Here is a 14,780-nt window from a genome sequence, read left to right as displayed (position 1 = left end):
AATTTGTCATTCAGATTTTAGCCACTGTTTATTTTTTATATTATCAAGTAGCTTATTAATAAAGTGATATTGATGGCATGGAGTGAGGTAATGGTAAAACCGCCAAGGAACGAGAAAGATAAGCACCAAGGTTTTTTCCCAAAACAATCATCAGTAAAAAGTGTGAAGGAAAATTCGTATTCTTTCAGCATTATTCGTGTTTTTTCTAAAATAATAAATTACGGCTTTTCATTATTTTATGTCGGCTTTATTTTATCGGTATGGTTTTTCCCTGAATACTATACGGTAGAAATTATTTATAACCTGACATTGATCCTGATTTTTGAATTTATTTTAGTTCACTCAGGCGTCTTTATGGCGGTATTTCGTGATTGGCGAGTATTAACGCTATTTGCTCTTTTTTATGGTCTTTTTGCGCTGGCCATAAATATGTCAGTATTAGGTGATTCCCCATTAATTTTATATTTATACAGTGCCACTGTTGCCAATCGAATGCTTTTTGGTTTAACCAGCCGAACAGAGCAAGAACGTTCAGAAAATATGGGCTATTCAGCATTAATGGCACTCAATTTTATGTTCTGTATTTTCTTGGTATTAATTTTATCTTTCCTCGTGCCTTATGGTGGGTTAACGCCTGAATATTTAAGGTCGATTGGCTATTATTCGAGTATTTCTAGTGGTGGTGAATTCCCGGATAAACCCCATGTAGCTTTTGCCTTTGGTGTGCTCTACTTTGGTATGCCTATATTTATGGCTTGTTTAATGCATTTTTTATGCAAAGGACGTTCTATTTACCAGGAAAAAGGGAAATAACTATTATGTCACGCTCAAGATGACAGGGGCGAAAAAATAAAAAACGCCTACCGAAGTAGGCGCCTGGTGTTGGCAATACAAAAAGTAAAAATAAAAAGGCCTAGCGAGTTATTGATTTAAATTTTTGTGTTGTTGCGGTTAGTGCGACTTCTGTTGGTAAACGTTCCATTGAGCTGGCACCATAAAAACCATGGCAATCAGGGCAGTTAGCTAAAATATATTCAGCGTCTTCTGGTGTCGCAATTGGGCCACCGTGACACAGAACAATCACATCTTCGCGTACTGCTTTTGCCGCTTTTGCCCATTCATTGATTAATGGCACACAATCTTTGAGCGTCAATGCCGTTTCTGCGCCAATATTCCCGCCAGTCGTTAGCCCCATGTGTGGCACAATAATGTCAGCGCCGGCTTTAGTCATCGCAATGGCATCTTCAGCACTAAAAACGTAAGGCGTGGTAAGTAAATCTTTATCATGGGCTAGACGGATCATTTCAACTTCTAACCCATAACCCATTCCTGTTTCTTCTAAATTAGCACGAAAATTACCATCAATTAGCCCGACGGTAGGGAAGTTTTGCACCCCTGCAAAGCCTGTCGCTTTGATATCATCAAGGAATTTATCAAATTGGCAGAATGGGTCTGTTCCATTTACACCTGCAAGGACAGGAGTCTGTTTTACGACGGGCAAAACTTCTTTTGCCATATCCATAACGATTTCATTCGCATTGCCATAGGCTAATAAGCCGGCAAGTGAACCTCTACCTGCCATACGGTAACGACCAGAGTTATAGATAACGATTAAATCAATACCGCCCGCTTCTTCACATTTTGCGGATAGCCCAGTGCCCGCACCACCGCCGATGATTGGTTCTCCCCGAGCAATCATGTCTCTAAATTTTTTTAATAAATCTGCGCGGTTATGTTTCATAATTAACCTCTATTATTTGTTCGAAATTTCCTGGTGTAGCTGAATAACCTGGTCACAAAACTCGGAGGAGTTAATATGATAAGGACTCAAAATAAGCTGTCTTTTCTCTGTTATGATTAGATTTTCGGTTAAAGCATCAATGAAGGCTTGGTCTGCGATAGGATCCCAAAACGGAGCACCATCAACATCTAATGCTGAAAATCCTGCTGTTGGGATGATAAAGCGCACTTCACCGTGACAACGATTTAATTTTTCTGCAATCCAACGACCCATTTGCTGATTTTCTTCTTTGGTCGTTCTCATTAAAGTGACTTGAGCGTTGTGATGATAAAATAAGCGATTTTGGTAGTGTTCTGGCACGCTGGAAGGACGGCCAAAATTCACCATATCCAAGGCTCCACAAGACATCACACACGGAGTCTGAGTACGCTCAATGGCTCCAAAACGGTCTTCATCACACGCTAATACGCCACCAAATAAATAATCACACACTTCGGTGGTTGTAATGTCTAAAACTGAATGCAGTAACTGGCTATCAATCAGTTTTTCCATGGCTTTACCACCGCTACCTGTTGCATGGAAAACTAGACAGTCATATTGCGCTTCTAACTGTGTTGTAAGTGTCTGTACGCACGGGGTCGTTACTCCGAACATGGTTAGGGCAACGGCAGGTTTTAAGTCGTGAGGTTGTTCTTCGCTATCAAACCAAACGGCTCCTGCGATTTGATTGGCCGCATTTTTTAATACTTTGCGGGAAATGATATTCAAACCTGATACATCAGTAACGGAGTACATCATCGAAATATCACTCGCACCGATATAACCAGAAATATCCCCTGATGCCATCGTGGAAACCATTAACTTTGGAATACCTACAGGCAATACTTGCATGGCGGGTGTTATGAGAGCGGTTCCACCTGACCCCCCTAAACCAAGGATAGCAGCGACATCGGTTTGTGCGGCAAGATAAAGGCTGAAAGCGTGTGCCATGGCTTCAATGGCTTTACCACGATCACCACAGAAAACGGCTTCAGCACCTAGCGGATGAAAACTTGCAACGGTGTGTGCGCTGATATCTGCGTTTTTTTCTAATTGCGTGAGTTGTGTTGTCAGGTCAACGGTGCGTACCGCTAATCCGGCTTTTTTAATTAATTCACTGACATAAAATAGTTCAGCACTTTTTGTGTCAAGCGTCGTTACAACATAAATAAAACCCGGATGTTTTTTCATAGAACAACCCTTTCAGAGTAAAACGAGCGTTGAATTTTTCATCAAAATGAGACTATAGTACCATTTGATTTAATTGTAAAATGAGACTGCAGTCTCATTTTTTGTTTTATTGTAAGAGATATTGGATTTTGTTTTTTATCTGATTGAAAATTATGATTTTTTTATTTGTGGTTTTGAGTGTTTTGAAAATGTGTGGAAAATTAAAAGATTTAAATGTGATTATTATGATTTTTGCTATTATCTTTAAAATCATCTCCTGAGATAAGTCTTATCAAATTATCAATCAAGTACATTTACCTATTCACACTTATATGTTTTCATTAATGCTAACTGAATTTATAGTAATTGGCAGTATTTTAAGGATAAATTAATGTCTAAAATTCACACACTCACAGAGTACAAAGGAACACGAAAACGGACCTATGTATTATTGGTTACGACAGCTTTAGACCTATTTGAAAAAGGGGCGATGCCTTCTGTCTCGGAATTAGCGCTTGAGGCGGGAGTGTCTCGTGCGACAGCTTATCGTTATTTTCCGACACAAACCGATTTAATTACCGCAACGGTTAATGAAAGTTTAGGTCCAATTTTAACTTGGCGTCCGCAAAGTGAGCAAACTGAAGAGCGTATTGATGAGTTATTGACCTATGCTTTTCCTCGTATGTTTGAACATGAAGGGGTTTTACGGGCTGCGTTACAAGCATCATTACAGCAGTGGGCGCAGGGTAGAGCTACGCCGCAAAGTCTTCAAGATAAGCGCCTAGAACGTGGTAATCGTAAAGAAATCCTTGCGATGGTGACATCGCCAATGAAATCAGACTATCCGCAAGAAATTATCGATAGAGTGATTCGAGCCTTTTCTGTTATTTATGGTTCTGAAATATTTTTAGTCTTAAAAGATATTTGGAAAATGGATGACGCTCAAGTAACAGAATTAGCCCAATGGATGTCCAAAGCGATTATGAATCAAGCTCGTGCTGATAATATAAAATGATGAAAATAAAAATAGTTTTGTTACTACGCCATGTTAATTTATGTTAGAGCGTTTTTTTAGACACTAAGTTAAAATAACTAGATCAAAACCTAATAAATGGATAAATACTGATAGATATCACTAAGGGGATAAATAATTAAAAACTAAAGCCATATGGCTTAAATAATGTGATATAAATTAGGGTGATAAAAGACGTAATGGTTAATACCATATGATGAAATTACTAAAAATGATAGGCGGGATTTCCATCTGTGCTTTAATCGGTGGTGGGCTTACCTATCTTGGAATTCCCCTTGCATTGATGTTTGGCCCGATCATTGCGATTATCATTTTTCATCGTTTTGGTATCTCGTTCGCTATTCCTAAACATACCATTACCTTTGTTCAAGTCACACTGGGAACCTCTGTCGGCTTGATGTTTAATCAAGTATCTCTTAACGAAGCAGACAATTTATTTCTTTTATTATTGATGCTAGTTGTCTGTTTGGCAGTGCAATTTTCGTTCAGTTTTTTTTGGTTTTACCGAAAAGTCGGTTGGACAAAACAAGAGGCGATGCTTGGCTCTGTCCCCGGTGCGATGGCTGCAATTCTCGCATTAACTGACCATACCCATACACCACCTCAAAAAATTGTTATTTCCCATACTATTCGCTTAATTATTCTTATTTTATTAGCCGGTATTGTTGTTGGTAGTGATGGTGATCCGCAACCAATAATCGAATTTCCTGAACTCACATTAGTTTCAACGGGGTGGTTACTGTTGATTGTTGCTGTCGGTGTTATTTCAGGGATAATTTTACAGCGTTTAAGAGTCCCTGCGCCTTTTATGTTAACGTCATTAGCGGCGGCAACACTCATTCAAAGTTGGGTTGATATCCCGTTGAATTTCCCACTGATGCTGACTGAACTCAGTATGGTCTTGATTGGGATGAATATTGGTAATCATTTCATTGTTTTTCCACTTTCATCGTTGATTAAAAATATATACTCTTCAGCCCAAGTGGTGGTGGTAAATATCGTGCTGACTTTTCTTATCACGGTATTTGCATCTTGGATCACCGGCTATGACATTTCCGTATTATTGTTAGCTTGGGCGCCGGGAAGTATGGAAGCAATGACATTCGCAGCAATTACGATGAATTTAGATGCCGGCTTTGTGATGTCAAACCATATTATCAGAATGGTAATTATTCAAAGTATTCCATCGCTAGTGCTTTTTTGGCAAGAACGAAGGCAAAAAAGGAATAATAATTTAGAGTAAAGAAAGAAAACATGCAGACTATGTTTAGGCATGTTTTCTTGATGGGCTTTCTCATTTGCCTATTTAACGTAAGCAAAAAGGCCTAGCGAATCGCGAGCAAGGGACTGACATTTAAACTCAGCGGTGAGTGGTATTCCTTTTAGGTCACTATAACTTTCTTTGTTAAGAGCGGTCATTTTTTCCGCATTATAGTTACTAAGATCCCATTTATTACTTTTAGCAAAGTAAACGATAGCACGTTCAATTTCCCTATCAGGGATTTGTGAATACCCACAATCATATTTTAGATAAATAAAAATAGCCGTAAGATCAGCAAGATCTTCAGCTTCATTGGGAGAAAGAGCTCTGGCAGAATTGGTTATCCCTAACAGAGTCATTAAGCATGACATCAATATAAATTTGCGCATTCGATATTCTATCTGTTTTCTATGTCAAGTTACGTTAGCATAAGAATAGAATTGTTAGTCAACTATATTTTTCTTAAATCCATGTAATAAACCCACATTTAAAGAGTGGTTTTATTGACCTTCCTGTAAGGGGAGGCTTTATCATCCCTTCATTAAACCATGTTTTGCTTCGAAAGTGTAATTTGCCATAAATTACACCACTGATGATTATTGATTTGATAAATAAAAGGAAGGTTATCAATGCTACGTCGCGATTTTTTGAAATTAAGTGCTATCACATATGCTGCAAGTGCGCTGCCTATTTGGAGCCGCATCGCGGTCGCAGCGGGAAACTACCCTGAATTAGCGATCCCCCCGCTAGTTGAACCAGATGCACAAGGCAACATTCAGTTAGCTATCCAACAAGGTGTTTCGCAATTTGTTCCGGGAAAGAAAACAACAACATGGGGCTATAACGGTAATTTATTGGGCCCCGCGATTAGCTTAAGAAATGGGCAAAGCGTTAATATCAATATTGTGAATCAATTGGCTGAGGATACAACCGTTCACTGGCATGGCTTAGAGATTTCAGGTGAACAAGATGGTGGGCCTCAAGCGATAATTCAGCCGGGAGCAAGCCGTAAAGTGAATTTTACGGTAAACCAAAGTGAAGCGACATGTTGGTTTCATCCACATACTCATGGAAAAACCGGATACCAAGTGGCGATGGGGTTAGCTGGTCTTGTATTAATTAAAGATGATGACAGCACAAAACACGGCTTACCAAGTGATTGGGGGGTCAATGATGTTCCTGTCATTTTGCAAGACAAACGCTTAAAAGATGATGGGCAAATTGATTACCAGCTTGATGTAATGAGCGCTGCAGTGGGGTGGTTCGGAGACATCATGTTGACGAACGGAGCTGTTTACCCTAAACATGTTGCCCCAAAAGGTTGGCTACGCTTAAGGTTATTAAATGGCTGCAATGCGAGAAGTTTAAACATTTCCACTAGTGATGGACGTAAAATGTATGTCATTGCAAGTGATGGTGGTTTGTTGGCTGAACCGATTGCAGTCACAGAATTGCCTATCTTGATGGGAGAGCGTTTTGAAGTATTAATTGACGCCTCCGATGGTCGCGCATTCGATTTGGTTACGCTACCTGTCGGGCAAATGGGTATGACAATCGCACCATTTGACCAGCCTTTGCCAGTACTGCGTATTGAAACAACTTTGACTAAGGGAGACGGAGTCCTGCCATCAACGCTTGCAGCAATATCTGCGATCCCTTCTCTTGCTGGATTAAATCGCCGCCGTTTCCATTTAATGATGGATATGCGTTTAGACATGCAAGGTATGATGATGTTACGCGAAAAATATGGCGACCAGGCCATGGGTAATATGGGCGGTCATGGTGCAATGATGGGTAATATGAGCCATGGAAATATGAATCATGGAAATATGAATGGCAAAATGGGAAGTGGTGGCCATTGTGGTTCAGGTTCTGATGGTTTAGATATTCATAACGCGAATACCATTAATGGACAGGTTTTTTCAATGACTCATCCTGCATTCAATGCCCCTATGAATCAACAAGAAATATGGGTCGTTTCTGGGCGTGGCGATATGATGTTGCACCCATTCCACGTTCATGGAACACGTTTTCGTATCCTAAAAGAAAATGGCCAAGCCGTAGAGCCTCATCGCCAAGGTTGGAAAGATATTGTTAAAGTGGAAGGGCAGGTGAGTGAAATTTTAGTCGAATTTAAACACCCTGCAACTCAACAACATCCTTATATGGCTCACTGCCATCTTTTAGAGCATGAAGATACCGGAATGATGTTGGGCTTCACGGTAAGTTAACAGCCACATTTATTTTCAGATAAAATGCAGTGTGAAATTTTAGCACTGCATTTTCCTTTATTAGTATATGCGTGCTGCCTATGTTAAAATTACGTGCTTTCCATTCCCATAGATGCGTAATAGAAGATGAAACATACCCTTGAAGTAATGATCTCTGAAGAAGAGATTGCTCAACGAATCAGTGAATTAGCCGATAAAATTAGCGCTCATTATCAAAAACTTGATGGTGAATTAGTCCTTGTTGGTTTACTGAAAGGTTCATTTATTTTTATGGCTGATTTATGTCGTAAGATTGATGTTCCTCATGAAGTCGATTTTATGACCGTTTCAAGTTACGGCAATGCGATGACATCAAGTCGTGATGTTAAAATTGTCAAAGACTTGGACGAAGATATCCGTGATAAACACGTATTAATCGTTGAAGATATTATCGACTCTGGTAATACCTTAAATAAAGTTCGTGAAATTTTCGAATTACGCGGCCCTAAATCTGTTGCGATTTGTACATTATTGGATAAACCTTCACGCCGAGAAGTACAGGTTCCTGTTGAATGGATTGGTTATTCGATTGAAGACAAATTTGTGGTGGGTTACGGTATTGACTACGCTCAGCAATATCGTCATCTGCCTTATATTGGGCATGTAACGTTACTTGAAGATTAATATTCGGTAACCCGATAAAGAAGAGCCGTGCTTAGGCGGCTCTTCTTATTGTCGCTAGGCTGTATACTGTGGGGCGCTTTTCTTACCTTGTAATTTATTATCCGTAAGTCACTTCGATGTCCATAGTCGCATTGGCTTTACCTGGAGTAATCGTTTTTTCCATTTGTATATAGTAAGAGTTAAAGTATATCGATAGTTTTCCGTCAACATATGACGGGGAAGCCAAAGTATCACGGCCACCTATTATCATCCTATACCACGACGTTCGGTCATTACTGTATTCGACTCTGATACCAATACCTCTGGCTTTATCAGTAGAGTTATCTATATCTAGAACTGTGTTAGCGCCCGGATATTGACGTCCTTGAAGAGCAATATTAATTTTAGTGCCTTTATCGCAATCAAAATCAATCTGCCATCTCACATCTTTACTTTGCGAGTTGACGCCACTACCCAAGCCAAAGCCGGATTGACTAATAGTATAATCACCAAGATGAATATTTTGTATTCTTGATGATTGGATAGAGCAAGTATTAGAAGACACTCGTCCTGTAACATTAAAAATGGCATCGTAACTAAATGATTTAACAGGAAAAAGTAATATCGTTGTTACAAGGCAATGAATTGCATATTGAATTTTTTTATTCATTGTTTTCCCTTAATTATTTCGTACAACGAATGTAATAGAGGCATTTGCCGTACCTGGTGTTGCGCTATTTGCTAATTGCTTATAGCGCGCACGCAATTGAACTGTATTAGTTCCTGAAGTTGTCCCTGCCGCACTAATTAAGGTACTGACTTCATTTGCATTTTTTGCTTCCCAACGTTTGCGCTCAGGCGAATAAGCTTCAATTTGAATAGCCATTCCGCTCGCTGAACCTTCGCTCTGATCCAACTCAAATAGCTTTCTATCTAGTGCTGCAGGAGTTCCTTCTAAAGCGCCACTCACTTGTCGATTTGCTGTTGAACAATTAAAAATCAAATCAAATTCCACCCAATCTGTCACTGAGTTACGAGGGAAGTTACTTCCACCCCCTTCTAAAAACCACATTCCTAAATCAACGCCTTGCGCATCAGAAGATATGCTACACGTTGCACCTTTAATCGAACCTGTAAAATTCACCTTGATTTTGGCATCCACAGCTATCGCATTCATTGGCACTAGAAATATAAAGAACAGTACAAATATGTTTAAATTATGTTTCATAAATAATGACCCTTGATCATTTATACACAAGGGTAACCGTAACCTGTGCATTACCATGAGTTGCCTTCACTTCATTCGATGTTTTGACATATCTGAATTCAAATGTTTTTGTGACGATGGGGTTCAGACTTGCTTTATCCAGCAAGGAATAGACATAATTGTTGGATAAGGTACGGTCTCCTCCTAATTTCAATGGGGAAGATTGACCTGCTTCGTATACTCGCACTGCAAATCCAGGGCTTTCGCTTTCATTTTCTAAATAAATAATATCTGTATTTATATTACTTGGGTGTAAGTTATCCGCTATGGTGTAGGCTACAGACATGATGGCAGGGCAGTTAATCGTAATAGACTGTTGAGCATGGCCAAAGGTATCTCCTATATTTAACGCGCGAACTTTAGCGATGTCATGGACGCCGAGGTCGACCGATTGTCGAACCGATGAAACTGCACAAGTGCGTTGTGCCCATGAAATCAATGTTGATGCAGGTAATATTTCTCCTACTGATGAGATCCAATTCATATCACCACTGCATTGCACTTTGACTGGATTAAAATGTGTAACAGCTTTATCCGTTCCTTCAATATCTCCTTGAACGGTTTTGACATACATCATTCGTGTTTCAAGTTGTAGCGATGATGAGCCATCAATGGCACTAATTTCGCTATTATTTCCTGTTAACGGATACCATTGGCTCGTTCCTTTTTGCCTTAATGCCATGACATAACCCACGCCATTAATACCAGTGCTAAAAACGGGGTAGCTCCCTGAACTATCATTAATTACCGTTCCTACGGGTTGGCTATTTACTTGTGGAATAAAATTAAAGTTTCCCGGCCCTTCAGCAACACATAATTCCTGATTCCCTGTAGACTCAAATTGCTTCCAACCATTACCCAATATCGCTTCACGGGGAAGTTTATGAGCTGCCGCATCAATTTCTAAATCCCCTAAATTGATGCGAAACTGCCCGATACTGAGCGCGTTAAATGAAAATAAGGTAATACCAACCAAAGCAATAATTTGTTTTATATTCATATTCAAAACCTATTTTATTGGCAGTTGACGGGCAATATGGGTAAATGATGCTTCAATTGTTCAGCGGTTAATTTATATTCGGCAACACACTGATCTTCTTGGTTTTTACCCCATTTAATTTGTAGCCGCCCTTGCTCTGGCATCCCACAGAGATAGACATCACCATTATCACCGACAATACCTGAGCTCATATTTTGGTCATCATTTTGAGCGAATTGGGCCATTGCACCAAAAGGCACTGGTTTTCCATTATGAGTAACATTAAATAATAATCGGTAACCGACATGAGTTTGGTAGTTTGCCAAAATTGCGGCGCCTTTTGTTGGTACCGCATTAACTGTATTGGTTTTTAATTCAACATTTTCAGGTAAAGAGTCAATGTTGAGGGATATTTCATTTTTAGTATAAGGGTTGAGATAAGGCACAATTGCGTAACCTCGAGAATCGGTTGAAATATTTGATCGATTTAATACTTGCACATTTTCTGCGCCCGGGGCTCGAATAATCGCGAAAGAATCATAGATAGGCTGAGCTAAAGTGATGCCATATGGGTGAGCAACAATCGCTCCTGTTAAACCGTAATTTGCTCGCTGTGAATATCTATCATAGCCATAGGCCGCATTAGCGACACCATAACTTCCTCTATAAGATGCCGAAGCATTTCCACTACCACGAGTTTCTTTATTTCCATATGATTGCTGAACAGCGTAATTAATATTATTTTTTTCGCCAAGAGTACCACTTACTCCCATCATTGCGTCTGCATTGCCGCTGTTATCCGCTGTAATACTACTATTTATCGATGTGTAATTACCGGATGTATTATTAAGTGGAATAGAAACTGAGAAAGAGAAATAATTATCAGCTTTACGCTGATAAGCACTATCAGAATAACTGTAATTAAAGTTATAAGTGATCCCATCAAAGCTTTTGTTATAACCCGCATTTAATGAGCGTTCTTTACCCGAACGGTTCCAATAATCTTGCTGATAACTAGAAAAATAAATATTACCAAATTTATTTAGTGACTGATTTAGTGAGACTTGAAAGCGGTTTTTTTTATTATCGCGATATATTTTAGGTTGATTACTGTTAGCTTCACTGAATGAATAAAAACCTTCCGTTGAGTAACGATAGTTAGCTAAAGTTACAGATGTACCAGTCGAGGTCACGTTTTTGGAGTATTGGAAACGATATGACTGCCCACTGTCGGTATCTTCTTTCCCTAATAAATTTTGGCTGTTTGCTTGTGTAACATCGGCCGATAGTGCGCCCAAACTACCTAAATTAATCCCCATTCCTATCGCATAAGATTGGTAATTTTTTGATAGTAAAGTTCCAACATACCCAGTAATACCTTTTGGTAACCCATAAATAAAAGTACTTTGCAGGAAATCAGGTTCTACTTCGCCGGAGGCATTAGATTTATATTTTCCCCCCGTTAATGAATACTTGAGTTGCCCTTCTCGCTGCATAATAGCAATTGATGAGAAAGGAACAGTAAATGAGCGTTCAGTACCATCTGCTTCCTTAATTATAACGGTTAAGTCACCGCTAGTCCCCGTTGGGTATAAATCATCAATTTCAAATGCACCTGGAGAGACATAGGATTGATAAATAACATAGTTATTCTGTTTAATCGTAACTTCTGCGTTACTTTGAGCTATTCCTCTAATAATGGGAGCAAACCCTCTCATTGAACTAGGTAGCATGGATTCATCACTTTGTAATTGAATACCACGGAATTGAAAACCATCAAAAATCTCACTTGGTGTCGCTGTGTCACCAATTACTAATTGAGATTTTAAAAAGTTAATCCCTCTTTCTAAGCTAGTCTCAATGTTTTTCCATTCGCGTTCTCCGCTATTATCCGTATAAGTCGAATAATTTTTTAAACGCCATGGGCCTAGATTTCCAGTGCTACGAAGGTTGAAATAATGAGAGTTTGTGTCTTTGGTGTTATTACGACTCCAATTGTTTGAACCACTATAATAATAATTTAAGATTAAAGCAGGAACACCATTTTCCCACTGACTAACGGGAACAGTACCTAATGCTTGTTTATTCATAGCGACTTGAGGTATTGAGATATTCAGCTTCTGTTGATTCAATTCGAGCGTAGATTTTGCCTCGGGTATATACTCGCCTATTGGGCCTATATATTGCTCAGCAGAAAGTGCAGACAATGCTGGAATAGAGTTAACTTTAACTCCCCAAAGTGCTAATTCTTCTTTTGTTATGCGTGGAATTAACTGGCTTGATTTATCATCTTTAACAAATTCGGTAATCTTAGAATCCATTAAAATACCATTTACGATAATATCGACATGGTATTCACCCGCTAACTGTCCTCCAGGATTAGCGAACTGGTCTAAATTAGGTAGATCTGCAATATTTTGGCCATTAATGACGCTGAGTGAGCTAGGACTAAAATAATCTTCCGCAGATACATGACTGATGTTTATTCCAGCCAAAATTATTGCGGTTACTACCTGACATATTTTTTTCAATCGAAAATAAGTTATCCCATTATGCAAATCGGTTATCGCGTCATAATGACAATTGAATGAATGTTGCTTTCTTGAAATGCAGCGCATAATGAATGTTCTTCCAACTGATTATTTTAATGTCTGATTTTTCGCTTTCGTTATCGTTCCATGGTCATTAATTGCACTCCAAGTAACTTGGTTTGCTTGAGTTCCCGAAATATCCCATGACGCTTCGCCCAGAGGAGGGACCATGCCTGGTTCTGCAATTTCTTTATTACCAATCTTCAACTCCCCAAATGAAACATAATAAGGAGTTGGATTATTTGCTTTTAAATAGTTTCCTTGTTTTTCAAAGGTTAATTTTTCATACGCAATTAACGCTTCCGCTGTTGGTAAACCAGCAGGGCGATAAAATAATTTAATCTTGTTATTAATTGAAATTGTTAAATTATTTGTTGAATTTGGGTCAGATGGTGGAATTGATTTAACATTTAACCAATAAACTGATTCTTTATCAGAGGGCAGCTGAGAATCTGTTAAAACAATTCGAATGGCATTGGCTGATTCAGGTTCAATGCGAAAAAGTGGAGGCGTTACAGTAAATGGTACTTTCTGTTTATCATTATTATTAAAATTATTTACCCAAGATTGTACTAGATAAGGTGTTTTATCATCATTTCTCACTGAAATTGAAGCTTCTTTCTTATTGCCTTCATAAATAACACGAGTACCACCTAAAATAACACTGGCGTTTGCATTAAGAGTCGTCATAAATAAAAGCGCTAATGAAATGAGATGCTTTTTCAAAATTTTCCCCTATAAAAAGAGGGAACGAATGTTCCCTTAATTCAGTGAACTATTGGTTATATTGAATAGTGACAGTAACGTCAGCGTTTGCTTTACCTGCAGTAACTTCATTTGCGGTTGTAACGTAACGCGCATAATATGTTTTCTCTCCACTATTACCATTCAAATCAATACCATCAGCTTCAGTGTCTGGAGTATAGAAATTTGTTCCGTTAACATCACCAGAAATACCAATACCAACACCATCAGCTTCATTGACTGCATATAATTGGTTGTTATCTGGATGTGCGGTTCCTCCGAAGGTGACGCGAGCACGTGCTAATGTTGCAGGGCAACCACTCAAGCCTATTGTTAAAGGAACTGCATCAGTTAATTCACCGACCTTATCGAAGGTGTTAGTCATCCAAGTGCCAAGTTGTACTACACCTTCATTTTTATTAGCATTATTAACTTCAATAGTGCATGTCGTATCAATAAATTGACCTTTGAAATTAATGGTACCTTTAGCATTACCGCTATCAATTGCAGCATGTGCCACACTTGATAATGAAACCATAATAATTGATGCCATTAATACTGACTTTTTAAAAATCATAGGAACCTCTTATCTATCTAGTAAAGATTTATTAATTATATTTAAGTTATTTTTTAATAACTATTATTCCATATATTTCACACGTAAAGATTGTATTAGTATTTTTAAAGTAAGTCCACTGGACGAGTAATTTTAGGTATTTAACTTAGGTTGTGATATTTAACCTGTAATTGATGCATTTAAGTTAATGGAGTAGATGGATAATCCAATAAATTACCATTATCTTAACTGTTAACGATATCAATCAAATCAAAATTAAATTTAAATATTATTCAAGTAACTGTAACATTATATTTCGCTTGAAATACAATTTAATAGGTTTGTGCAGACTAATATTCTTATTTTGTGGGGTGCGTGGTATTAAAAATGTCTAAAGTTGGTTTTTAAGGTGCTTAAAGCTTATTTACTGTGGGGGGATGTGAAAACGCTTAAGATATGATCTTATGGTGCTATAAAATCATCTTTTTATTTTTACCTTTTTAGGTAAATAAAATGAATGATAAGA

The 14,780-nt window shown here is 38.4% G+C and carries 14 protein-coding genes; 5 read left to right on the top strand and 9 right to left on the bottom strand.

Going from position 1 to position 14,780, the window contains the following annotated elements; all coding sequences use genetic code 11:
* The first annotated feature begins 90 nt into the window (after positions 1–90).
* Positions 91–813 carry a hypothetical protein gene (locus tag M1E86_RS14815; protein ID WP_213913861.1) on the top strand — a complete coding sequence of 241 codons (723 nt, stop codon included), beginning with the start codon at positions 91–93 and terminating at the stop codon, positions 811–813.
* A gap of 100 nt (positions 814–913) precedes the next feature.
* On the opposite strand, the gene M1E86_RS14810 is transcribed toward M1E86_RS14815, so the two are convergent.
* Positions 914–1,741 (bottom strand): phosphoenolpyruvate hydrolase family protein, encoded by an 828-nt coding sequence (locus M1E86_RS14810; protein WP_213913862.1) that lies wholly within the window; start codon positions 1,739–1,741, stop codon positions 914–916.
* Positions 1,742–1,753: 12 nt separating this feature from the next.
* Positions 1,754–2,971, bottom strand: a complete 1,218-nt coding sequence (locus M1E86_RS14805) for a Tm-1-like ATP-binding domain-containing protein (RefSeq protein ID WP_125891613.1) — start codon at positions 2,969–2,971, stop codon at positions 1,754–1,756.
* Between the two features lie 370 nt (positions 2,972–3,341).
* Here M1E86_RS14805 and M1E86_RS14800 point away from each other — a divergent pair, with 370 nt between their 5' ends.
* Together M1E86_RS14800 and M1E86_RS14795 are read left to right on the top strand one after the other, a co-directional pair.
* Positions 3,342–3,965 (top strand): TetR/AcrR family transcriptional regulator, encoded by a 624-nt coding sequence (locus M1E86_RS14800; protein ID WP_125891612.1) that lies wholly within the window; start codon positions 3,342–3,344, stop codon positions 3,963–3,965.
* Positions 3,966–4,176: 211 nt separating this feature from the next.
* On the top strand, positions 4,177–5,226 hold the full coding sequence (locus M1E86_RS14795) for an AbrB family transcriptional regulator (RefSeq protein ID WP_213913863.1): 1,050 nt from the start codon (positions 4,177–4,179) through the stop codon (positions 5,224–5,226).
* A 59-nt stretch (positions 5,227–5,285) separates the two neighbouring features.
* Here M1E86_RS14795 and M1E86_RS14790 read toward each other — a convergent pair whose 3' ends face one another.
* The gene (locus M1E86_RS14790) at positions 5,286–5,633 is read right to left on the bottom strand and encodes a YacC family pilotin-like protein (protein ID WP_125891610.1); all 348 of its coding nucleotides are present in this window, start codon (positions 5,631–5,633) and stop codon (positions 5,286–5,288) included.
* Positions 5,634–5,873: 240 nt separating this feature from the next.
* Between M1E86_RS14790 and cueO the strand changes: the two genes are divergently transcribed.
* The gene (gene cueO, locus M1E86_RS14785; RefSeq protein WP_213913865.1) at positions 5,874–7,475 is read left to right on the top strand and encodes a multicopper oxidase CueO; all 1,602 of its coding nucleotides are present in this window, start codon (positions 5,874–5,876) and stop codon (positions 7,473–7,475) included.
* Positions 7,476–7,601: 126 nt separating this feature from the next.
* Complete coding sequence (gene hpt / locus M1E86_RS14780) at positions 7,602–8,138, top strand: hypoxanthine phosphoribosyltransferase (protein ID WP_125891608.1); 537 nt, start codon at positions 7,602–7,604, stop codon at positions 8,136–8,138.
* 97 nt (positions 8,139–8,235) lie between these two features.
* On the opposite strand, the gene M1E86_RS14775 is transcribed toward hpt, so the two are convergent.
* The 6 genes from M1E86_RS14775 to M1E86_RS14750 form a co-directional block, all read right to left on the bottom strand.
* Positions 8,236–8,787: a fimbrial protein gene (locus M1E86_RS14775; RefSeq protein ID WP_125891607.1), complete on the bottom strand. Its 552-nt coding sequence runs from the start codon at positions 8,785–8,787 to the stop codon at positions 8,236–8,238.
* Between the two features lie 9 nt (positions 8,788–8,796).
* On the bottom strand, positions 8,797–9,345 hold the full coding sequence (locus tag M1E86_RS14770) for a fimbrial protein (RefSeq protein ID WP_185746884.1): 549 nt from the start codon (positions 9,343–9,345) through the stop codon (positions 8,797–8,799).
* A 16-nt stretch (positions 9,346–9,361) separates the two neighbouring features.
* Complete coding sequence (locus tag M1E86_RS14765; protein ID WP_213913867.1) at positions 9,362–10,384, bottom strand: fimbrial protein; 1,023 nt, start codon at positions 10,382–10,384, stop codon at positions 9,362–9,364.
* Between the two features lie 14 nt (positions 10,385–10,398).
* A complete protein-coding gene (locus M1E86_RS14760) occupies positions 10,399–12,858 on the bottom strand; it encodes a fimbria/pilus outer membrane usher protein (protein WP_426099145.1) in 2,460 nt (819 codons plus the stop codon).
* Positions 12,859–13,002: 144 nt separating this feature from the next.
* A complete protein-coding gene (locus tag M1E86_RS14755; RefSeq protein ID WP_248466868.1) occupies positions 13,003–13,680 on the bottom strand; it encodes a fimbrial biogenesis chaperone in 678 nt (225 codons plus the stop codon).
* 49 nt (positions 13,681–13,729) lie between these two features.
* Entirely contained in the window at positions 13,730–14,275 is a 546-nt protein-coding gene (locus M1E86_RS14750; protein ID WP_213913869.1) for a fimbrial protein, read from the bottom strand.
* Positions 14,276–14,780 lie beyond the last annotated feature (505 nt).

Origin of the sequence: Providencia sp. PROV200, assembly GCF_049901995.1 — a bacterium.
Taxonomy (GTDB): Bacteria; Pseudomonadota; Gammaproteobacteria; order Enterobacterales; family Enterobacteriaceae; genus Providencia; species Providencia rettgeri_E.
This window is presented reverse-complemented; position numbering and strand designations above follow the sequence as displayed.

Bases quoted from the DNA above. Each gene is read 5' to 3' on its own strand.
- M1E86_RS14815 (WP_213913861.1), top strand. From the start codon at position 91: ATGGTAAAACCGCCAAGGAACGAGAAAGATAAGCACCAAGGTTTTTTC.
- M1E86_RS14810 (WP_213913862.1), bottom strand. From the start codon at position 1,741: ATGAAACATAACCGCGCAGATTTATTAAAAAAATTTAGAGACATGATT.
- M1E86_RS14805 (WP_125891613.1), bottom strand. From the start codon at position 2,971: ATGAAAAAACATCCGGGTTTTATTTATGTTGTAACGACGCTTGACACA.
- M1E86_RS14800 (WP_125891612.1), top strand. From the start codon at position 3,342: ATGTCTAAAATTCACACACTCACAGAGTACAAAGGAACACGAAAACGG.
- M1E86_RS14795 (WP_213913863.1), top strand. From the start codon at position 4,177: ATGATGAAATTACTAAAAATGATAGGCGGGATTTCCATCTGTGCTTTA.
- M1E86_RS14790 (WP_125891610.1), bottom strand. From the start codon at position 5,633: ATGCGCAAATTTATATTGATGTCATGCTTAATGACTCTGTTAGGGATA.
- cueO (WP_213913865.1), top strand. From the start codon at position 5,874: ATGCTACGTCGCGATTTTTTGAAATTAAGTGCTATCACATATGCTGCA.
- hpt (WP_125891608.1), top strand. From the start codon at position 7,602: ATGAAACATACCCTTGAAGTAATGATCTCTGAAGAAGAGATTGCTCAA.
- M1E86_RS14775 (WP_125891607.1), bottom strand. From the start codon at position 8,787: ATGAATAAAAAAATTCAATATGCAATTCATTGCCTTGTAACAACGATA.
- M1E86_RS14770 (WP_185746884.1), bottom strand. From the start codon at position 9,345: ATGAAACATAATTTAAACATATTTGTACTGTTCTTTATATTTCTAGTG.
- M1E86_RS14765 (WP_213913867.1), bottom strand. From the start codon at position 10,384: ATGAATATAAAACAAATTATTGCTTTGGTTGGTATTACCTTATTTTCA.
- M1E86_RS14750 (WP_213913869.1), bottom strand. From the start codon at position 14,275: ATGATTTTTAAAAAGTCAGTATTAATGGCATCAATTATTATGGTTTCA.